Annotated in this window: 12 protein-coding genes and 2 rRNA genes; 10 read left to right on the forward strand and 4 right to left on the reverse strand. The window is 42.8% G+C overall.

Features of this window, described 5'->3' with window-relative positions; all coding sequences use genetic code 11:
* Nucleotides 1-361: 361 nt before the first annotated feature.
* Nucleotides 362-3248, forward strand: a 23S ribosomal RNA gene (locus E2K93_RS13225).
* A 99-nt stretch (nucleotides 3249-3347) separates the two neighbouring features.
* Nucleotides 3348-3462, forward strand: a 5S ribosomal RNA gene (gene rrf, locus E2K93_RS13230).
* A 903-nt stretch (nucleotides 3463-4365) separates the two neighbouring features.
* On the opposite strand, the gene E2K93_RS17865 is transcribed toward rrf, so the two are convergent.
* Entirely contained in the window at nucleotides 4366-9555 is a 5190-nt protein-coding gene (locus E2K93_RS17865) for a S8 family serine peptidase (RefSeq protein WP_135439551.1), read from the reverse strand.
* Between the two features lie 278 nt (nucleotides 9556-9833).
* Between E2K93_RS17865 and E2K93_RS13240 the strand changes: the two genes are divergently transcribed.
* From E2K93_RS13240 to E2K93_RS13265, 6 genes are all read left to right on the forward strand, one after another.
* Entirely contained in the window at nucleotides 9834-10688 is an 855-nt protein-coding gene (locus E2K93_RS13240; protein WP_135439552.1) for a MipA/OmpV family protein, read from the forward strand.
* A 9-nt stretch (nucleotides 10689-10697) separates the two neighbouring features.
* Entirely contained in the window at nucleotides 10698-11078 is a 381-nt protein-coding gene (locus E2K93_RS13245; RefSeq protein WP_135439553.1) for a DUF3019 domain-containing protein, read from the forward strand.
* On the forward strand, nucleotides 11078-11773 hold the full coding sequence (locus tag E2K93_RS13250) for a response regulator transcription factor (protein ID WP_135439554.1): 696 nt from the start codon (nucleotides 11078-11080) through the stop codon (nucleotides 11771-11773). The genes E2K93_RS13245 and E2K93_RS13250 overlap by 1 nt, the downstream gene beginning before the upstream one ends.
* 2 nt (nucleotides 11774-11775) lie before the next feature.
* Entirely contained in the window at nucleotides 11776-13002 is a 1227-nt protein-coding gene (locus E2K93_RS13255; RefSeq protein ID WP_135439555.1) for a sensor histidine kinase, read from the forward strand.
* Between the two features lie 144 nt (nucleotides 13003-13146).
* Nucleotides 13147-14094 (forward strand): ribosome biogenesis GTPase YlqF, encoded by a 948-nt coding sequence (ylqF, locus tag E2K93_RS13260; RefSeq protein WP_135439556.1) that lies wholly within the window; start codon nucleotides 13147-13149, stop codon nucleotides 14092-14094.
* A 14-nt stretch (nucleotides 14095-14108) separates the two neighbouring features.
* Nucleotides 14109-14540: an HIT domain-containing protein gene (locus E2K93_RS13265; protein ID WP_135439558.1), complete on the forward strand. Its 432-nt coding sequence runs from the start codon at nucleotides 14109-14111 to the stop codon at nucleotides 14538-14540.
* Here the strand turns inward: E2K93_RS13265 and E2K93_RS13270 are convergent.
* Together E2K93_RS13270 and E2K93_RS13275 are read right to left on the reverse strand one after the other, a co-directional pair.
* Nucleotides 14521-15456, reverse strand: a complete 936-nt coding sequence (locus tag E2K93_RS13270; RefSeq protein WP_135439559.1) for a ketopantoate reductase family protein — start codon at nucleotides 15454-15456, stop codon at nucleotides 14521-14523. The genes E2K93_RS13265 and E2K93_RS13270 overlap by 20 nt on opposite strands.
* Entirely contained in the window at nucleotides 15453-15806 is a 354-nt protein-coding gene (locus E2K93_RS13275) for a VanZ family protein (RefSeq protein WP_135439561.1), read from the reverse strand. Before E2K93_RS13275 ends, E2K93_RS13270 begins: the two co-directional genes overlap by 4 nt.
* Before the next feature lie 140 nt (nucleotides 15807-15946).
* On the opposite strand from E2K93_RS13275, the gene E2K93_RS13280 reads away from it, so the two are divergent.
* Together E2K93_RS13280 and E2K93_RS13285 are read left to right on the forward strand one after the other, a co-directional pair.
* On the forward strand, nucleotides 15947-16429 hold the full coding sequence (locus tag E2K93_RS13280; RefSeq protein WP_135439563.1) for a YajQ family cyclic di-GMP-binding protein: 483 nt from the start codon (nucleotides 15947-15949) through the stop codon (nucleotides 16427-16429).
* Nucleotides 16430-16495: 66 nt separating this feature from the next.
* Complete coding sequence (locus E2K93_RS13285; RefSeq protein WP_135439564.1) at nucleotides 16496-18067, forward strand: tetratricopeptide repeat-containing sulfotransferase family protein; 1572 nt, start codon at nucleotides 16496-16498, stop codon at nucleotides 18065-18067.
* Between the two features lie 85 nt (nucleotides 18068-18152).
* On the opposite strand, the gene E2K93_RS13290 is transcribed toward E2K93_RS13285, so the two are convergent.
* Nucleotides 18153-19295, reverse strand: a complete 1143-nt coding sequence (locus E2K93_RS13290) for an aspartyl/asparaginyl beta-hydroxylase domain-containing protein (RefSeq protein WP_135439566.1) — start codon at nucleotides 19293-19295, stop codon at nucleotides 18153-18155.

Genomic DNA, 19295 nt, shown 5'->3' on the forward strand with positions numbered 1-19295 from the left:
TCTCTGAAAACTCAAACATAAGCGGTAACGTTTATGTTTGAGTTTTTTAACTCTCTGTTCTTTAACAATTTGGAAAGCTGATATTAAACCCGGTAACTTATGTTTACGACCTCCAATCGTAAGCGCTGAATAAGTTACCACGATAAACAACTTGTTGTTTATCAACCGAAACGTGTTAAAGCGTTTCAAATTATAACTAACACTATTCGTTGTGTTAGTTGTTCTTACTCAAGGCTCAAATGGCAACATTTGAGTTTGATAACGTAAGTTATCAACATTCTTATTGAATGCGTGAAAATGTCAGACATACATTTGGTCTTGGTTTTGTCACCAAGGCACTCGAAACTTTTTGGGGTTGTATGGTTAAGTGACTAAGCGTATGTGGTGGATGCCTTGGCAGTTAGAGGCGATGAAGGACGTGTTAATCTGCGAAAAGCCCAGTTAAGCCGATAAAAGGCGTTATAGGCTGGGATGTCCGAATGGGGAAACCCACCCAACGTAAGTTGGGTATCGTTAAGTGAATACATAGCTTAACGAGGCGAACCGGGAGAACTGAAACATCTAAGTACCCCGAGGAAAAGAAATCAACCGAGATTTCCTTAGTAGCGGCGAGCGAACGGGAATTAGCCCTTAAGCGGTTTGTAAGTTAGTGGAATGCTCTGGAAAGGGCAGCGATACAGGGTGATAGCCCCGTACATGAAAATAAACTTACCGTGAAATCGAGTAGGACGGAACACGTGAAATTCTGTCTGAATATGGGGGGACCATCCTCCAAGGCTAAATACTCCTAACTGACCGATAGTGAACCAGTACCGTGAGGGAAAGGCGAAAAGAACCCCTGTGAGGGGAGTGAAATAGAACCTGAAACCGCATACGTACAAGCAGTGGAAGCCCTTCGGGGTGACTGCGTACCTTTTGTATAATGGGTCAGCGACTTATGTTCTGTAGCAAGGTTAACCGATTAGGGGAGCCGTAGCGAAAGCGAGTGTTAACTGCGCGTTTAGTTGCAGGGCATAGACCCGAAACCCGGCGATCTACCCATGGGCAGGTTGAAGGTTGAGTAACATCAACTGGAGGACCGAACACACGTATGTTGAAAAATGCGGTGATGACCTGTGGGTCGGAGTGAAAGGCTAATCAAGCCGGGAGATAGCTGGTTCTCCCCGAAATCTATTTAGGTAGAGCCTCGGACGAACACCATTGGGGGTAGAGCACTGTTAAGGCTAGGGGGTCATCCCGACTTACCAACCCTTTGCAAACTCCGAATACCAATGAGTGCTATCCGGGAGACACACTTAGGGTGCTAACGTCCTAAGTGGAAAGGGAAACAACCCAGACCGCCAGCTAAGGTCCCAAAGTCTATGTTAAGTGGGAAACGATGTGGAAAGGCCCAGACAGCTAGGAGGTTGGCTTAGAAGCAGCCACCCTTTAAAGAAAGCGTAATAGCTCACTAGTCGAGTCGGTCTGCGCGGAAGATGTAACGGGGCTAAACATAGCACCGAAGCTGCGGATTTGCGCAATAGCGCAAGTGGTAGGGGAGCGTTCTGTAAGCCGTTGAAGGTGTGTTGTAAAGCATGCTGGAGGTATCAGAAGTGCGAATGCTGACATGAGTAACGATAAGGGGAGTGAAAAACTCCCCCGCCGAAAGACCAAGGTTTCCTGTCCCATGTTAATCAGGGCAGGGTAAGTCGGCCCCTAAGGCGAGACCGAAAGGTGTAGTCGATGGGAAACAGATTAATATTTCTGTACTTCTATATATTGCGAAGGAGGGACGGAGCAGGCTAAGCAAGCATGGCGTTGGTAGTCCATGTGAAAGTATGTAGGCTGAGAATTTAGGTAAATCCGGATTCTCTTAAGGCTGAGATACGAGACGAGACTCTACGGAGTTGAAGTTGTTGATGCCATACTTCCAGGAAAAGCTTCTAAGCATCAGATATATAGGAACCGTACCCCAAACCGACACAGGTGGTTAGGTAGAGAATACTAAGGCGCTTGAGAGAACTCGGGTGAAGGAACTAGGCAAAATAGTACCGTAACTTCGGGAGAAGGTACGCCGGCTAGGGTGATGAGACTTGCTCTCTAAGCCTCGGTCGGTCGAAGTAACCAGGTGGCTGGAACTGTTTATTAAAAACACAGCACTGTGCTAAATCGTAAGATGACGTATACGGTGTGACGCCTGCCCGGTGCCGGAAGGTTAATTGATTGGGTTAGCGTAAGCGAAGCTCATGATCGAAGCCCCGGTAAACGGCGGCCGTAACTATAACGGTCCTAAGGTAGCGAAATTCCTTGTCGGGTAAGTTCCGACCTGCACGAATGGCGTAATCATGGCCACACTGTCTCCACCCGAGACTCAGTGAAATTGAAATTGCGGTTAAGATGCCGTATACCCGCGGCTAGACGGAAAGACCCCGTGAACCTTTACTATAGCTTGACAGTGAACATTGCTCCTACATGTGTAGGATAGGTGGGAGGCTTTGAAACTTGGACGCCAGTTTGAGTGGAGCCAATCTTGAAATACCACCCTTGTATGCGTGATGTTCTAACCTGGGGCCCTAATCGGGCTTGGGGACACTGTCTGGTGGGTAGTTTGACTGGGGCGGTCTCCTCCCAAAGAGTAACGGAGGAGCACGAAGGTTGGCTAAGTATGGTCGGACATCATACGGTTAGTGCAATGGCATAAGCCAGCTTAACTGCGAGACAGACACGTCGAGCAGGTACGAAAGTAGGTCATAGTGATCCGGTGGTTCTGAATGGAAGGGCCATCGCTCAACGGATAAAAGGTACTCCGGGGATAACAGGCTGATACCGCCCAAGAGTTCATATCGACGGCGGTGTTTGGCACCTCGATGTCGGCTCATCACATCCTGGGGCTGAAGTCGGTCCCAAGGGTATGGCTGTTCGCCATTTAAAGTGGTACGCGAGCTGGGTTTAGAACGTCGTGAGACAGTTCGGTCCCTATCTGCCGTGGGCGTTTGAGAATTGAAGAGGGCTGCTCCTAGTACGAGAGGACCGGAGTGGACGAACCTCTGGTGTTCGGGTTGTCATGCCAATGGCATTGCCCGGTAGCTATGTTCGGAACTGATAACCGCTGAAAGCATCTAAGCGGGAAGCAGGCTTTGAGATGAGTTCTCACTGGGACTTTAAGTCCCCTAAAGGGTCGTTGGAGACTACGACGTTGATAGGTCAGGTGTGTAAGGGTTGTGAGGCCTTGAGCTAACTGATACTAATTGCCCGTGAGGCTTAACCATACAACACCCAAGCGGTTTTGTATGTGTTTGATATAAGTCACGCATCATAAGAATTGAGTAAGAATTTAATATCACTTTCAAATTGTTTAACGTTTTTTGTCTGGCGACAATAGCGCTTTGGAACCACCTGATCCCATGCCGAACTCAGAAGTGAAACGAAGTAGCGCCGATGGTAGTGTGGGAGTTCCCATGTGAGAGTAGGTCATCGCCAGGCTTCCAATTCAAGAAAGCCCCTAGCTTACGCTAGGGGCTTTTTCGTTTTCTGTCGTATAACAATTATCAGAAAAAATCACCGTCATCCCGCAGTGTTTTTGTGCGGGACCCCCATCAGGTTATAACGTGCTTTTAAACAGTAACCCGCGTTCACCCGTTGTCATTATATCTGCGAACCTCTTCGAACCTGAAGGAGGTTCCGGACATCGCCGGTGGCGATTCCGGAATGACGGCGCACATTTTCTAAAACAGATAAACGTCACCGGCATAAAACGTTCATCCTAAACCTGCCGGCATTAGTGCGTCCCTGCACGTCATTGCGGCGAAGGCCGCAACCTCGATTCGTCTCGAGGTGGTTTTACAAAACGCACCGCTATGAATTACAACGAGCTTTGATAATCAAGACACCTCTAACCTGATAAAGATCCCACACAACAGCATTGTGGGATGACGGAGAGCAGGTTCTATAATGTATATAACTTCACCTGTTAATAAGCACCGTCACCGGCATAAAACGTTCATCCTGAACCTGCCGGCATTAGTACATCCATGTACGTCACCGGCATAAAACGTTCTTTCTGAACCTGCCGGCATTCGTACATCCATGTACGTCACCGGCATAAAACGTTCATCCTGAACCTGCCGGCATTAGTATATCCATATACGTTACCACTCCTGTGCATCCATGCACCCGCGGCATTAGTACATCCATGTACGTCACCGCTCCTGTGCATCCATGCACCCGCGGCATTAGTGCGTCCCTGCACGTCATTACGGCGAAGGCCGTAACCTCCTGTCGTCACGAACTTGCTTGAATAATGGCATGTCATAGCACACACAAAAAAGCCACTCTGTTTCCAGAGCGGCTTTTGATCAAGTAACTAATTGTCTATAAGCTTTAGTATTAGAACTGACGCTTAAAGCGAATTAGCATAAGTAGCATCAATGATAAAATACCTAATGATCCGCCTGAACTATCATCTTCTTCAGTCTCTTCTTCAGGTAGTTTCTGTGCAGGTTCTTCACCATCAGAAATTACCGATAACGCAAATGATGTGCTGGCACTATCATGTGGGTTCTCGATATCACTAACCATTAATTCGACCATTGACTCACCATAGTAGTTTTCAACCGGTGTGATAACAACTTGTGCGCCGGTATCCGTCATTGTCACTTCATAGCTTGCAATAGCTTCACCCATTACAGAAACCATATTGGCTGAATCATGTTCATCGATAAAAGTCACATCTACAGTAAACGATTGGTTTTCATCGACTTCCATATCTGCAATTTCAACAAGTGTGATATTGCTAGCAACGGTAACCGTATGATTCATCTCTATATCAGCCATGCCTTCAATCTGAGACACTGAAGTGAATTCTAATGTACGGCCTGAAAAATGATGCGGTATGTCAACAACAGTCGATACGGTAAACTGTGAAGATTCTGGGCCAACATAGTTATAACAAACTACCAAATCATCAGATAATTTATCTTGTAAATCATCTAAACCATATTGCTCACCTAAGTGGCCATATAGTGGACCGAATGATGTTTGTGGACCTACAAAACCTTGTAAACCAACAGAACCACGACCATCTGTTGTACCCCAGTCAATATTGTCATAAGCCATGATGATTTCAAATTCACCTTTGCCATGTCGAATATCTTTGTGAAGTAACGTTTGGAAGTCGATACTATTGTCGCGTTTATCCCAGTAGGTCATGCCAGTAATAAAGTCAGATCCTGCGTAACCGTAATCCGCCGCATTATCCCACTCAACAATAGCCCAACCACTGTTCAGGTAGGCTAGAGATATACCCGATTCCCAGCTTAACTCTGTATTGAATGAATCCATTGTTAAACCCCAGTTTGGACCACGCCATAGTGGTGCAATGATCTGATTTGGGAATGAGTTAAAAGGTAGTGGCGCATAGAATTCAAAGAACATCGGCATGGTATCAAATGCTAGCGTACCGTTACCTCGGATTACCGTTACTTTTTCATTCCAAGCTTCGGTATTACCATATAAAGAGTAGGTATCGGTCATTCCGCCAAACAAAACAGATGTAGGGATGGTGTTGCCAACTCCGTTCCAACCTGCATTCGTTTGACCACCAAGTTCATCAAAACCACTAAATACTTTTGGTATACCCCAGTTGGCCAAGTCGACATAACCACCCGGATTAGGATTGTCATTGATGGTTGGTGTCATACACATTTCATCAGTAGCATTAGTTGTTACTTCATATGCAACCGCTTGGTTTTCGGTGTTCGGCTGAGTACCCGTGATAATCAGTTGCGTACCATCAACCGTGATGCTTTCTACGTTATCGCTTGAAGAGATAAAGTCTTCGGCTGTTAAATCAACGCCTTCAGGCAATTGGGTTGTGATGGTAAACATACGATCACTACCTGACTTGTTTGCTAACACGCTAAAGTTAAGGTCAAGCATATCACCGGTTTTTGCACGATCTTGCGATACATTAAGTGTTACATCATTATCGCCACGAGTTAGTCGAAAACCAACTTCGTCTATATTCCCTGGGTTAACTTCCGATGTACCTAGATCAAAAACGGTATAGTAAATGTCGTCTTTGTCCATTTCGAAGTCCCACTTAACTTCAATGTCGATAGGGTCTTTACCGTTGCTAGAAGGTGCTTCTAATGACATGTTGGTCGCAATTTCACCAGTAACGACTGCAGTCGATATTTTAAACTCTTCTACGGCAGACTTAACCTCTTCGTCAGCCCATGGATCGGCTGCTTGATTGTGGAAAATTGCCCAGTATGTTCCTGGTTCAGGGTCATTGATGGCACACATGTTATCTGACGACCAGTGCGTAGATACACAGATTGTTTCAGTGGTTGGATCTACCACACCATCCATATTGTAATCTTTACCTACGAATATCCGAATGTGACCTTCGTTGAAAGTATTTAGGTAATCAGAGGAGTGAGTACCTAGTGATTCAGCAACAAGTCGTTTGGCACCTTCAGGTACGACCATCATTTTCACATACGTTGCTTCATCAATTCGTAAGTCTCGATTTGATGTGTCGCTATTATTTAGTTCCCAAGGCAACAGTGAGTCATCATCTTTAGGTAGGGCGATAATTTCCACGTCACCTTTAGTTGGTGCATAAATACGCGTATTTATAGCGTCGGATTTTGGCACATATATGTCGTTAAGCTGATAACTCGCATTGTCACGATGCGCAACTGTTTCTATATTGGCTGGCAAATCGCCGCCATCATATTTAAATGCCATTGGCATTCTTGCCATCGGAGTGTCTTCATCGTCACTGGTTAATGTCAATGCCGAGTGCAGTTCAACTTCGGATCCTCCCCAGACGTTTTGCGACTCCATAATGGAAGCTTTAATCACCAAGGTTTGAGTTTCACCTTTCTTCAATGTGAAGTTTTTCGGAGTAACCTCAATCTCGATACCGTTTTCTTCAGTTTGCAGGTTCATGTCCATGTGCCAGCTTTTCACTGCTTCTGAATCAACGCTCCAAGTGCCGTCTTTAGTTGCCTTAACCGTTCGTATCCAAGTACACGTAGGAGCACAGGTGAAATCAACCATATTTGGTAGATTTAACTTGTGAGGTGTACCGCCGTTATATGGGTTAGCTAACATGAAGTTATCGGTTGTCTCGTCCATAACCAAGCCCGCTTTAACGGCTTTAGCAACATTGATTCGGCCTGCACCGGCACGATAAATCTCTGCATGACCGGTTGGCTCACTGTCGCGATTAAGGCGTTTATATTTCACAACGTTATCTGCAGTCATAGACAAGGCAGATTGTACTTCAGCAGCAGACCATTGAGGGTGGGCTTGACGAAGTAATGCCATTGAACCGGCAACATGTGGTGATGCCATCGATGTGCCGCTGATAGCCACATAATCTGTGCCATAAGGAGCAGATACAAATGGCTGTTCATCTGAGTATGCTGCGTAAATGTCAACACCCGGTGCAGACATAGTAGGTGCTAAGATCTCAATATTAGAAAACGATGGACCACGTGATGAAAACGGCGCTAACCAATCTGCACGTTGTTCATCGAACTTTTGCTCGATCATGGTTTGCTTGATGGTAATTTGATGACCCATTTCACCAGAGTATAACCAGTCTGCTAGACCGTCCGTATTGTCCGGGTGGCCGTACCAAATGGTTTTCCCTTCCCATTGCTCATAAGTAAAATGAGCTGATGGTAATTCGTAAGAAACCGCTGGTGTGCCTTGAGCTCGGTCGGCATTAAACATGATGAAACCGTCTGCACCACCGGCTTTAACGTTGGCAACTTTTGCTACCCTCGCAACGGCATTTGGATCGGTAGGGTAGTTTCGTTGACAAACCACGATAACATTAGTGTCACCTTCAGCAGCTCCAGGGATAGGTGTACCATCGTGGAAGAAATCAAAGGTACCTGCAGGAAAATCATTTGCACAATAACCTGCCCAGTCTTTATAACCAATACTACTGATGTAATCTTTTGCCCAAACAACAACACCAGTGATTTCGGTTTCATTGATCGAGCCAGCGATAACGGGGTGATCAATGCCAGGAGGTATTGAAGAACCTAACATTGGGTCAATAAACCCTGCATAGTCAATTGGTGTTTCAACGGCAATTTCACGAGAATGTGTGGTCGCTGCAACTTGTGCTAACCAAGGGGATGAGTTATCTAACGCACCTAAACATTCTTCACCACATGCTTGACCACCATTTCCAGCTGCTGCTGCAACACTGATGCCAGCGTCACGTGCAGATAAGAAAGCCAGTTGCACCGGGTCAGACCATACATCACTGTCTGCGCCACCAATCGAAAAGTTAATAACATCAACACCATCAGCGATAGCGTCTTCAATACCAGAAACTAAGGCTTCACCAGGACAGCCACCGATACCTACTTCGTTATTTGGGTAACAAACCTGATAAGCGACGATATTTGCATGAGGAGCGACGCCAGAGATGGTAGGAAACAAATCTTCTTTAATGATTGTGCCATCAGACTTACCGTTTTCATCGCCTGGAGCGGGAAGAACATAATCGACATCAATGAGCACATTACCAGCGGCAGTCGCTGCCGTATGTGACCCATGGCCTTGATAATCTTCGCCCGTTTCTGGCACGTCTCGATACGTGTAAATTGGCATGCCTGTCCAATTGTCGATGAGTTGATTGCCTTCATCGTCATACATCGGCAGGCCCATGTTTTTGTATTCACCGGTAATCACTTCATAAGAACGAATACCGATGAGTTTGTCATTACATGAGATAAACTCGGCGCGTTCTTCAACAGCACAATCTCCAACATAATTACCAGGTCCCCAAGGGTTGATATGATCGTAGCCGTCACCACCAACATCAGCAAACGACGGGTGATCGGAGTTGATACCGGTATCTATGATCGCGACGATTTGTCCTTCACCTTTATAGGCCATGTTGTCTGTAGTCGCTTCACCGCTCCAGATTTTATCGGCAGATATGGTTTTTGGACCCTGATCGGTTAGCAAGTCATAGTTTTTGGCTCGCACCACATTGGCAACATTATCCAATCGTGAAATTTGTTTTGCTTGTTGTTGGCTGACTTTTACCGAGAAGCCGTTAATGGCTTTGGTAAATTGAGAGCGTACATCAATGTGACCTAATAAAGCCGATGCATCTTTGATCACCTCATTTTGCTTAGCTTTTAGGGCATTTTCATAGGTTAGTACTTCTGCTAAAGCAGGTTGGCCATGGGCAAATAGCTTTTGCTGACCGGATGCTTTCATGGCGCGAGCGATATTTGAGTTTTGATTTTGCGCTGCGACTGTCACCGGTTGTTGTATAAGGCGAACAATATAGACATGCTCACCCGTTATACCTTCTTCTTCGTTGAATTTATTTAACTGGCTAAATACCTGAACATTGAGACCATCATTTTGTAACATCGTATTTTGATTAGATGCTTTCTTGGTGTATTGGCTGATCTGCTGTGAATCAATATCCACCGCATGAACTGTCGCCCCTGAATCGGATGCTGCAGTTGCAGTTCCAAGACCGTAAGCGGCATAAAAAACAGCCATAGCTACTTTGTTTTTAATCATCTTTTTCTCTCTGAGATTAAGCAATTTAAATTATGTTTTTTAAACATTTGTAATAGTTATGTTGCATTTGTATTAACAAAAGCAATTACTGATGTTTTCACAATTAAAAAGCTGAAGTTGTACGAATTTGTACAAAAAATAATAGCGCTGTAGGTCAATAAAAATAAGGGGTTTGCCTGCGTTTGGATATTTTGATTTAGAGGTAGACAATCAATGCCGAACATTATAGTCTGGCCAATTATTATGCTAATAAAATGAAAAAAAGTTTTTAATTATCTATGAAAAAAGTAGTGTTATTTTTAATAACTGTAGTCACTTTTGTATACTCATTAAACGTGTCGGCAACAGCCGATTCAGAGCATTCTAATGACGAACGGATTCTACCTGCAGAGCAATGGTTTTTCGGGGTATCGTTAGGTTATGGAAAAATAGAAAATTATATACAAACAAGAGATGATATTTCCCTCATCGCTATACCTGATATTCGCTATTTGGGTAAAAACCTTAGCATCGAAAATCTTAATGTTTCGTACAGCTTGCATGAATCACAGCGTCATGTGTTCAACGTTATAGGTCGTCAAAATTTACTTGGCCTTATGTTTCCGGGGTCACACCGAGATTTTTCTGCACAGTTTAGTAGCCATTCGTCGTCACACTTTATCCTACCAATTGACGAAGTTGCCCGGCCTGAAGTTGAGATAGAGCATCGATCGCTCTCTTATATGGGGGGAGTTGAATATAACTATTATGGTTTTGTTGACGCAATGTTATCTGCCAGTCAGGACATTAGTAACGTACATCATGGCTTTGTACTCAAAGCCGCCCTGTATCAAGCGGCCAAATTTGATGAATTTGCTATTCAATTGGAACTAGGAGCTAGTTATTTTAGCGCAGATGTAAATCAGTATTATTTTGCTGTCGAGTATGACGAAGGCTTTGAGCTCTTTAACTACAGCCCTGACGCAGCCCTTAACCTGCATGTTAAAATCGACGCTATGTATCCGATCAACCAACACATGTATTTGGTTAGTAGCTACAAACTTGAAAAGCTGGACTCTGAAATATACAACAGTCCAATCGTAACCGAAGAATATACTCAGACATACTTTCTAGGTATGAAGTTTGTTTATTAGGTTGCCGATATGAATAGATTGATATTTATTTTGATAGTGACTGTGATTAGCTTGGAAAGCCATGCTGGAGAGTCGGAAAGGTATTTCAACATCACGCCTAAGCATTGCATTGTTGATGAAGGCGAGACTTGTGAGCAAACCTTTATCTTCAGTTGGCACCTATCTACGGCAAAAAATATGTGCATATTTATGGTGTTGGAGGATGTTGAACACAAAATTTATTGCAACCAATTAGCAAAAAAATCGTCAGTTGAGTTGGCATTGCAGTTGGAGCATGACACATTATTTAGATTGGTCAGTGACCAAGATGAGATGCAACAAAAGGTATTAGTGCAGGTTGTCGGTGTTGATGTTCGTAAGGTGCGTAGGCGTGTTTGGAGTGTCTTCTAATGAGTCACCAAGATGAACACATTCTATTAATTGAAGATGATATTCAGCTGGCCAAATCCATAGCTCAATACTTAACAATGAAAGGGTTTACGGTCACTCATTTTGATCGCGGCGATAATTTAAAATGTTTGATCTCCAGTGGCAATGTTTCACTTATTTTGTGTGACGTGATGTTGCCAGGTACAAGTGGTTTCGAGATAGCAGAAACAATCCGTCATGAATTTGATGGTCCTTACCTTTTTCTTACGGCATTAACCGATGTTGAAAGTGAACTTAAAGGCTTTGCTTTAGGTGCCGATGATTACATCCGTAAACCTGTAATACCAGATTTACTGTATGCCCGAATCAATGCAAGCTTGCGACTCAATAAACTTAAACCCAAAGATAATTCCGTTAGCATCGGTCAATTGCAGCTGCACAAAAAAAATCGTCTTGTCACATATCAGGGTGAACCATTTAAGTTATCTCGTTACGAGTTTGAATTGTTATGGCTACTGGTTAACAAGCCAGGGCAAACCGTCAGTCGTGAATATTTGTTTGTAAATACTGTAGGTCGTGAATACGACGGTTTTGATAGAACCGTCGATGGTCGGGTAAGTCGTTTACGTAAAAAATTGCAACGCATTTCTGATAATAACTTACTCATTAAATCTATGTGGGGACGAGGCTATCTGCTTTCGGTTGAAGGGAGTTAACGATGCTTAAGAACTTCATTCGTTACTACTGCATACTATTGGCAAGTTTTTTTAGTTTTATATTTATTGCCGATTACCTGTATCAGAATGAAAGTTACGATAACGCCAACTCCATGTCGACCTTAGCATTTCAGATGGTTGACGAATATTGTCAAAACTATTCATGCCAGTCTGAGCAGGCATTACCATTTGAAAGTTTGTCTATTATGCCTGTTGCCGACATTGCCATGTCGGAATCGAGCAGCGCTACGTTGAATCGTGGTGACATCCTCACTGTTATTCACAATGATGAGACGGCCTACTATTTTAAGCAAATTAATGAACAAACCCTGTTGCGAATAGGCCCGTTTGCAGCAGATCAACATAACGGTGTCCATTGGTATACTATTGTATTTTACGGAATTTTTGTCATTTTGGTATTTGTTGGTTTATATCCTTTGTTCAGTGACATGTACCGCTTAAAAAACGCCAGCGTAGAGTTTGCTCATAGTCGTGACCTCAATTCTCTACAATTATCTCGGTCAAAATACTTTCAACCGGTTAATGAAGCGTTCTATTGGATGACCAATAAAATAGCCAAGTTAATTGCGCTACAAAAAGATATTTCCGATACCTTGGCCCATGAATTCAATACCATACTTTCTCGTTTGAACTTTAACGTAGCTGTACTAGATAGAGATAATATCGATGAATTTAAACAAAAATTGGCTAATGATGTCGAAGAGTTGTCACTTTTAGTCGAAGAGCATCTAAATTTTTCCAAACAGGAGCATCAGTCACAGACCATTGCCTTAGCGCCCGGCTATATATCACCTATAGTGCAGGAATATATCGAGCAAGTTGAACACTTTTCTGGTAAAGAAATTTCTTATCAAAATGATGCCGATATAAGTATCGATTTAAATGAACGATATATTTGCAGAGCCATTAAAAACCTCATTGATAATGCCATTAAGTATTCTAAGCAGAGTGTTAGAGTTCATCAATATACGACAGATACCCACCTTGTTCTGCAAATCGATGATGATGGCACAGGAGTCGAAAGTTCTGATATCGAGACACTGTTTTTACCGTTTGTTCGCTCTGAAAAGAACAAACATCAACCCGGTTACGGGTTAGGTTTGGCCATAACCCAAAAAATTGTCTTTATGCATAAAGGTCAGATAGACATTGAGCGCAGTAAAGTGAGCAGTGGTGCCTGCTTTAAGCTATTACTTCCACTAAATTAACCTCTAACCAATAATTCGAATAAAACGTTAACTCAGCGACAAGCCTAGAAAAGTAATTTTCTCCACAAAATAAAGCGTTTAAATAATGTATATACGCAAGCAAGTTGCTAGAATATTGTTAACTTACCTTGTTTATAAATCTATATGGCAATCAATTGGTTCCCTGGGCATATGCATAAAGCCCAGAAAGAAATTAAAGAGATAATTCATTTAATCGATGTGGTTATTGAAGTGTGTGATGCACGTCTGCCTTTTAGCAGCGAAAATCCAATGATCACCGAAATACGCGGTGATAAACCGCTGATAAAAATCCTCAATAAAAGTGACTTGGCAGATGATCGTCTAACCAAAGTGTGGATTGATTATTATCAGTCGCAACATAATGTTAAAGCAATCGCCTTGACCACTGAAGACCCTAGTGGTGCAAAAAATATCGCCGCATTAATTAAAAAATTAGTACCCAATAAAGATGAAGAAGGCAAACAAATAAATGCCATGATCATGGGCATTCCTAATGTTGGTAAATCGACGTTGATTAATTCCTTGGTCGGTAAAACCAAGGCTAAAGTTGGTAACGAACCGGCGGTGACGAAGGCGCAACAGCGTATCCGTTTAGAAGAAGGGGTATATCTGTACGATACCCCAGGCATGTTATGGCCTCGCATAGCAAATGAAAACAGTGGTTATCGTTTGGCGGTAAGCGGCGGGGTGAAAGATACCGCTTTTGATCATGAAGAGATTGCCTGTTTTGCCGCTGAATATCTATTAGAGGCATACCCTGAGCGACTTAAAGAACGTTATAAGATTGACGAACTGCCACAGCAAGAAGTGGAATTTTTAGAAGAATTAGGACGTAAACGCGGTTGTGTTCGAGCCGGTGGACACGTTGATTTTCATAAAGCATCAGAAATTCTGGTTAATGAAATCAGAGATAAAACGCTGGGTAAAATTACTCTTGAAACACCTGATATAGTCGAACGAGAAAACATTCATTTTGCTGAGCTTTATGAGAAAAAGCTTGCCGAACGCGAAGCGAAAAAAACAGCCCGCGGCCGAGGTCGCAAAAATAAACCGAAAAAGAAAAAACGCTAAAAAGGAAGATCCTCATGACAGAACAATTTCAGTTACATTCGGACTTGCAGCGAGATGGTATCGAACTGTTTAATTTTCCTCTTTGTAAATTACTTCTATGCAATGATAATCACTACCCATGGTTTATCATGGTGCCTATGCGAGAAGGGGTGAAAGACCTTTATGAGCTAAATTGGCAAGACCAACAACAATTTATGAATGAATCTAGCGCCTTAAGTGAGGTGCTAATGCAAGTATTCGAAGGTGAGAAAATGAATGTAGCGGCATTAGGTAATGTTACCCCGCAACTGCATATTCATCATATCGTACGCTACAGTGATGATCCGGCTTGGCCGGCTCCTATTTGGGGAAAGCACCCATTACAAGCCTACAGCGACGAACAGTTGCAATCGCTTAAAGATAAGTTACTACCTGCGTTATCAGCGATCACTGCGGATAATGACTAGTCGCAACTACCTCTCGGTATAATTGCTCATTGATTGGGGTGGCAATATCGTTTTGCTGCCCTAAGGTCTTTATGTAACCATTTATATAATCAATTTCAGTAGCTCGTCCATTGCTCACATCTTCACGCATTGATGAGCTGTTGTTAGCTGTTTTGATTATCACATCGTTCACAACCTTCATTAAGCTATCAATATTGAAAGTCACATTCTGACTGGCGGCAACCGCAACAACTTCTTCTAGGCAGGCTTTTATTTGGGGCTGATATTTGTCACTTGCCAACTCACCATTATCGACGTCATTAATCGCTGTTAAAGGGTTGATCGCACAATTGATAGCAAGCTTGAGCCACTGCTGTGTGATGATGTTATCGCTGAACTCAAAACATGGAAGTGCGTTTTTTAAAAGCTGCTTTATATCATTGGCTTGGTTTGTATGTAATTGCCCTTGAACTAAGCCAAGATGATTATTGCCAACACCGGTATGTTGGATCACATTGTCAGTCAAACGTTTGGCTGCCATTGTGGTTAGTAGGGTAAGAATCGGTTGCGGCAGTTTTAGTGTGCTATTGATAGCATCAATTGTACCCATACCATTATGACACAACACTATCGCACATTTAGGGTTTAACACCTTACTAAGTGGCGTCAAAGCAGTAAGCACGTCATAGGATTTAACACAACAGATCAGTAACTCACATTGAGCGAGAAATTGCTCATCTGCTTGGCCAACCGCAAATGTCTTTTGTTGGTTATTAAGTTGCTTAACGGTAAGGGTGACATTGTTATTTGCGCGCTGTCGCGTGAGCAGTCGAATATTTAACGCTTGCCCTGACCTTGTATTCTGGTTTTGAGTTTGTAGTAGATAGGTTATCAGTAAGCCGATGGCACCATTACCTAAAATTGCGATTTTGTTCATGGTGATTTTTTATATTTAGCGCTGATGGTAGCAAACAGGTAATACGTTGAGCAGCCTAATGCGTTAGCAACAAAATCATCAAACTGGCCACTGCGAAATCCTAAATACCACTGACATATCTCGGTAAAACCGGAATAAAAAATGACACTTAGTACTAAAACCCCGCGAGGTATGTTTATCAGTCTATCCAATAACCAGCTCAATAATAAAAAGCCAATAAAGTGCCCTGTTTTATCGAGCAGCTGGTTCTTATTGAGCCAGAAAGAAATATCATCGACATTAACCACCACCACAGCAAAAATTAATACTATGGCGTAAATAAGCCGGTTGGTGAATATATGTGACAGCATGTAGGGCAAAATAAACCTCAATTATTTGACGATAGTAACATGACTTATATCGAAAAAAGAATTATTTCATTTGCTATATAGCCTAAAGGCTATGGCTTTGATAATCTTAAAAGCAATTTTATTAATCATGAGAATGAACCATGCCATCATTTGATATTGTTTCAGAAGTCGAACTGGAAGAAGTGCGCAATGCCACTGAAAATGCGACTCGTGAATTAAGCACTCGATTTGATTTTCGTAATGTTGAAGCATCATTTGAATATAAAAACCCGAATGTAAAGGTGAAAGCCGAATTCGATTTTCAAGTACAACAAATGCTAGATATGTTGCGAGCGCAGCTGTCGAAACGAAAAATTGACGCTAAGGCAATGACGTTAGGCAGTATGGATCACACCGGAAAAACCTATAGCCAGAATGTTTCGTTTAAAGTAGGCATTGAGCAAGCGGTTGCTAAGAAGCTGGTTAAGATTATTAAAGACTCAAAAATTAAAGTCCAAGCCTCTATTCAAGGCGATAAATTGCGTGTACAAGGCAAGAAGCGAGACGATCTACAAGCGGTCATGGCATTGGTTCGTGACACAGAGTTAGAGCAATCGTTTCAGTTTAATAACTTTAAAGATTAATCACTTACTTAACACAACATAAAAGCTTATACCTCGGTGTAAGCTTTTGTTTTTTGAGAACACAAAATGCAAGAAGTCGTGCAACAACATCTGCAACAAGCAAAGCAATGCCTACAACAAGGACAGTCTTCATCGGCGGCAATGTATGCCAGAAAAGTCCTGCGTAAACAAAAGGATAACCTTGAAGCGCTAAAGGTTATGTTAGCTGTCGCGGTGCAACAGCAAGATGCCATGTTAATGCAGCAATATGCCGACTCAGTGTTATCAATCGACAGTAAAGACGAGCAGGGCTTGATGGTTAAGGTTGAGCATGCCGCTAAACTTGAGCAGCATTTTACGGTTATCGAGCTAAGCAAAACATTAATACAGCAAGGCATTGAATCGAGTGATGTGGTTTACACACTCGCCTTGGCGCAGTTGGCCGCAGGGCAAATAGCAGAGGCTCAGCAGAGTTTACAATCGCTGTTGGCAAGTAACACCGATAACCCATTTGTTTATTTAAATATGGGCCATGTGTATAAAGCAATGGGGAGTTCAAGCCAAGCTGCTCAGTATTATTTCCAGTTTATTGACCGAACCGAAACAGCGAAGGGCAACGGCTACTGGAGCTTGGCCGACTTAAAAGATTATCGCTTTGATGGCCAAGTACAAAACACTCTGCAACAATTGATTGCAGATGACAGCCTAGATGCCGGCAATAGGGCGCTAATATTATTTGCCTTAGCTCGCAGCTTTGAACAGCAGGCTGACTTCGAACAAGCATTTAAATATATGTCATCGGCTAACGCTATCATCCACAAATACCGACCTTTTCGAGCGGATGCATACGCTGGTTTAATAAAAGATCTTATCTCTAACGCTAAAGTAAATAACGCCTATAAAGCGACTGCTGACGAACCTAGACCTATATTTATTGTTGGTATGCCGCGCTCTGGTACGACTTTGGTCGAGCAAATCTTAGCAGCCCATTCAAAGGTTACCACAACCGATGAGTTACCTTATATCGAACGGATTGCGATGCAGATTCAAAAGCATGGTTATGGTAATGGCATTAATAACCTAACCGCAGCGCAAATTGCTCACTACCGAGCCATATACTTGCAACAAGCCAGTCAATATTTCGCGGCAGATGTTGAGGTGTTTATCGATAAAAACCCCAATAACTTTATTCACATTGGCTTAATCAAAACCTTATTTCCTGAAGCTAAAGTCATTAATATGGTGCGTAATCCAGTGGACAACGCATTCAGTGTGTATAAGCAGTATTTTGCTAATGGCCATGACTATTCCTATAACGTGAATGCAATAAGCTTTTATTGGCAAGGGTACCTAAGTTTGATGTTTCAATGGAGTAATCTCTATGGCGCGGCGCTAGTCAATCAAGGATATGAGGAATTGGTTGCAGAACCCGAAGCGCAAACCAGAAAGTTACTGGCTTATTGTGAACTTGATTTTGAGCCAAGTTGTTTAACGTTTTATCAATCTAAAAAAGCGGTATTAACGCCAAGTGTCAGTCAGGTTAAACAGCCTATTAATAATCGTTCAATTGGCTCAGGAAAACAGTATTTGGCTTATATTGATGGACAGCAAACTTGGACATTATTAGAGCAAAAAGCCAACGAACTGATCGGTTATTAATGACGTTTAAGTGGCATTAGCAACATAAAAAAACCGCCAATAAGGCGGTTTTTTGTTTACGCTAGTTGTTATATTCGCAGGCTGTTTATAAAGCGCCACAGCATTGTTTGTATTTTTTCCCAGAGCCACATGGGCAAGGGCTATTGCGACTCATCGGTGCCGCCGGCTTATCGTCGGAAGAGCTAGCGTTTTCAATAGGCGCTCTAGCGGTTGCTGTTTTTGCTGGTGTTACTGATTTTGTTGCCGGTGTTATGGTCGCACTGTTGTTATTGAAATATTTTGCGATTTCAACATTAAGTGCAGGGTCGATAATACAGTGGATTAACATTTGCAATGCGCTGCCATCGTTACTCAAGCGCAATCGATTATCGTAGTTTCGTGCTAATTGGAAGGTTTTATCTCGTAACTGATGATAGCTATCCCAACCAGCTTCAGTGGCGCCAAACTGACCCCAAAGATGACGCCAGTTTTGTGCAAATTTATCTAGAATGGCGAAAAAACCTTGTTGGCTCGCCGCTTCATTGTCCGCACTTCTCACTTCGTGTTTTAATTCCGAAATCATAAAATCCAGTTCGCCTGGTGACATAACCACCGGCAGATTATGCAATTCGGTTGCGATAGCAACTTGCTTGTCAGCGACAAAATCAAGGTGCTTGGTGGTGAGACTGCTAGCTCGTAAATCTGGAATTTCTGATTTGCTCACCATGTCCCAAAAATCAGCTGAACCGTGGGTGTCGATAACCAGATGAATGCGACGCAAATGACTGTCATTGACGACTTTATGATGCTTCCAAGAATCGAATATCCAACACTCACCGGCTTTCATATTGACTTGCTTGTCGTTGCAATGAAACATAACGGTATCTGTGGTGACGATAGGGATATGAATACGCACACGTTTATACCAATGGTAATTGATATCAGTATGCAACGGCACTTCACAGCCAGGTTCTAAGGCCATTAATCTTGAACGGCCAAATACTTCATTAAAAGACGCCAATACTTGACGAATATAAGGCAGCTTTTGCAGTGCATCCGTTTCTTTTATTGGTCCTTTGAAGTCATTGTTCACCTCACCATTTACGCTAAGTAATGGTACCGCAATGTTGCCTTTAAAGCCTTCATGGTGTGCTTTCCAGTAACTTTCATCGAGCATCAACACTTCTTGCTGAAGGCGTTCAACATCAAAGGTAAGCGGTAATTTATAAAATTCGTGGTCTAGTTTCAT

The organism is Thalassotalea sp. HSM 43 (assembly GCF_004752005.1).
GTDB lineage: Bacteria > Pseudomonadota > Gammaproteobacteria > Enterobacterales > Alteromonadaceae > Thalassotalea_A.

What these genes read in the sequence shown, in the direction of transcription:
- E2K93_RS13245 (WP_135439553.1), top strand. Translation starts at nt 10,698, where the DNA reads ATGAATAGATTGATATTTATTTTGATAGTGACTGTGATTAGCTTGGAA.
- E2K93_RS13265 (WP_135439558.1), top strand. Translation starts at nt 14,109, where the DNA reads ATGACAGAACAATTTCAGTTACATTCGGACTTGCAGCGAGATGGTATC.
- E2K93_RS17865 (WP_135439551.1), bottom strand. Translation starts at nt 9,555, where the DNA reads ATGATTAAAAACAAAGTAGCTATGGCTGTTTTTTATGCCGCTTACGGT.
- E2K93_RS13250 (WP_135439554.1), top strand. Translation starts at nt 11,078, where the DNA reads ATGAGTCACCAAGATGAACACATTCTATTAATTGAAGATGATATTCAG.
- ylqF (WP_135439556.1), top strand. Translation starts at nt 13,147, where the DNA reads ATGGCAATCAATTGGTTCCCTGGGCATATGCATAAAGCCCAGAAAGAA.
- E2K93_RS13290 (WP_135439566.1), bottom strand. Translation starts at nt 19,295, where the DNA reads ATGAAACTAGACCACGAATTTTATAAATTACCGCTTACCTTTGATGTT.
- E2K93_RS13240 (WP_135439552.1), top strand. Translation starts at nt 9,834, where the DNA reads ATGAAAAAAGTAGTGTTATTTTTAATAACTGTAGTCACTTTTGTATAC.
- E2K93_RS13275 (WP_135439561.1), bottom strand. Translation starts at nt 15,806, where the DNA reads ATGCTGTCACATATATTCACCAACCGGCTTATTTACGCCATAGTATTA.
- E2K93_RS13270 (WP_135439559.1), bottom strand. Translation starts at nt 15,456, where the DNA reads ATGAACAAAATCGCAATTTTAGGTAATGGTGCCATCGGCTTACTGATA.
- E2K93_RS13280 (WP_135439563.1), top strand. Translation starts at nt 15,947, where the DNA reads ATGCCATCATTTGATATTGTTTCAGAAGTCGAACTGGAAGAAGTGCGC.
- E2K93_RS13255 (WP_135439555.1), top strand. Translation starts at nt 11,776, where the DNA reads ATGCTTAAGAACTTCATTCGTTACTACTGCATACTATTGGCAAGTTTT.
- E2K93_RS13285 (WP_135439564.1), top strand. Translation starts at nt 16,496, where the DNA reads ATGCAAGAAGTCGTGCAACAACATCTGCAACAAGCAAAGCAATGCCTA.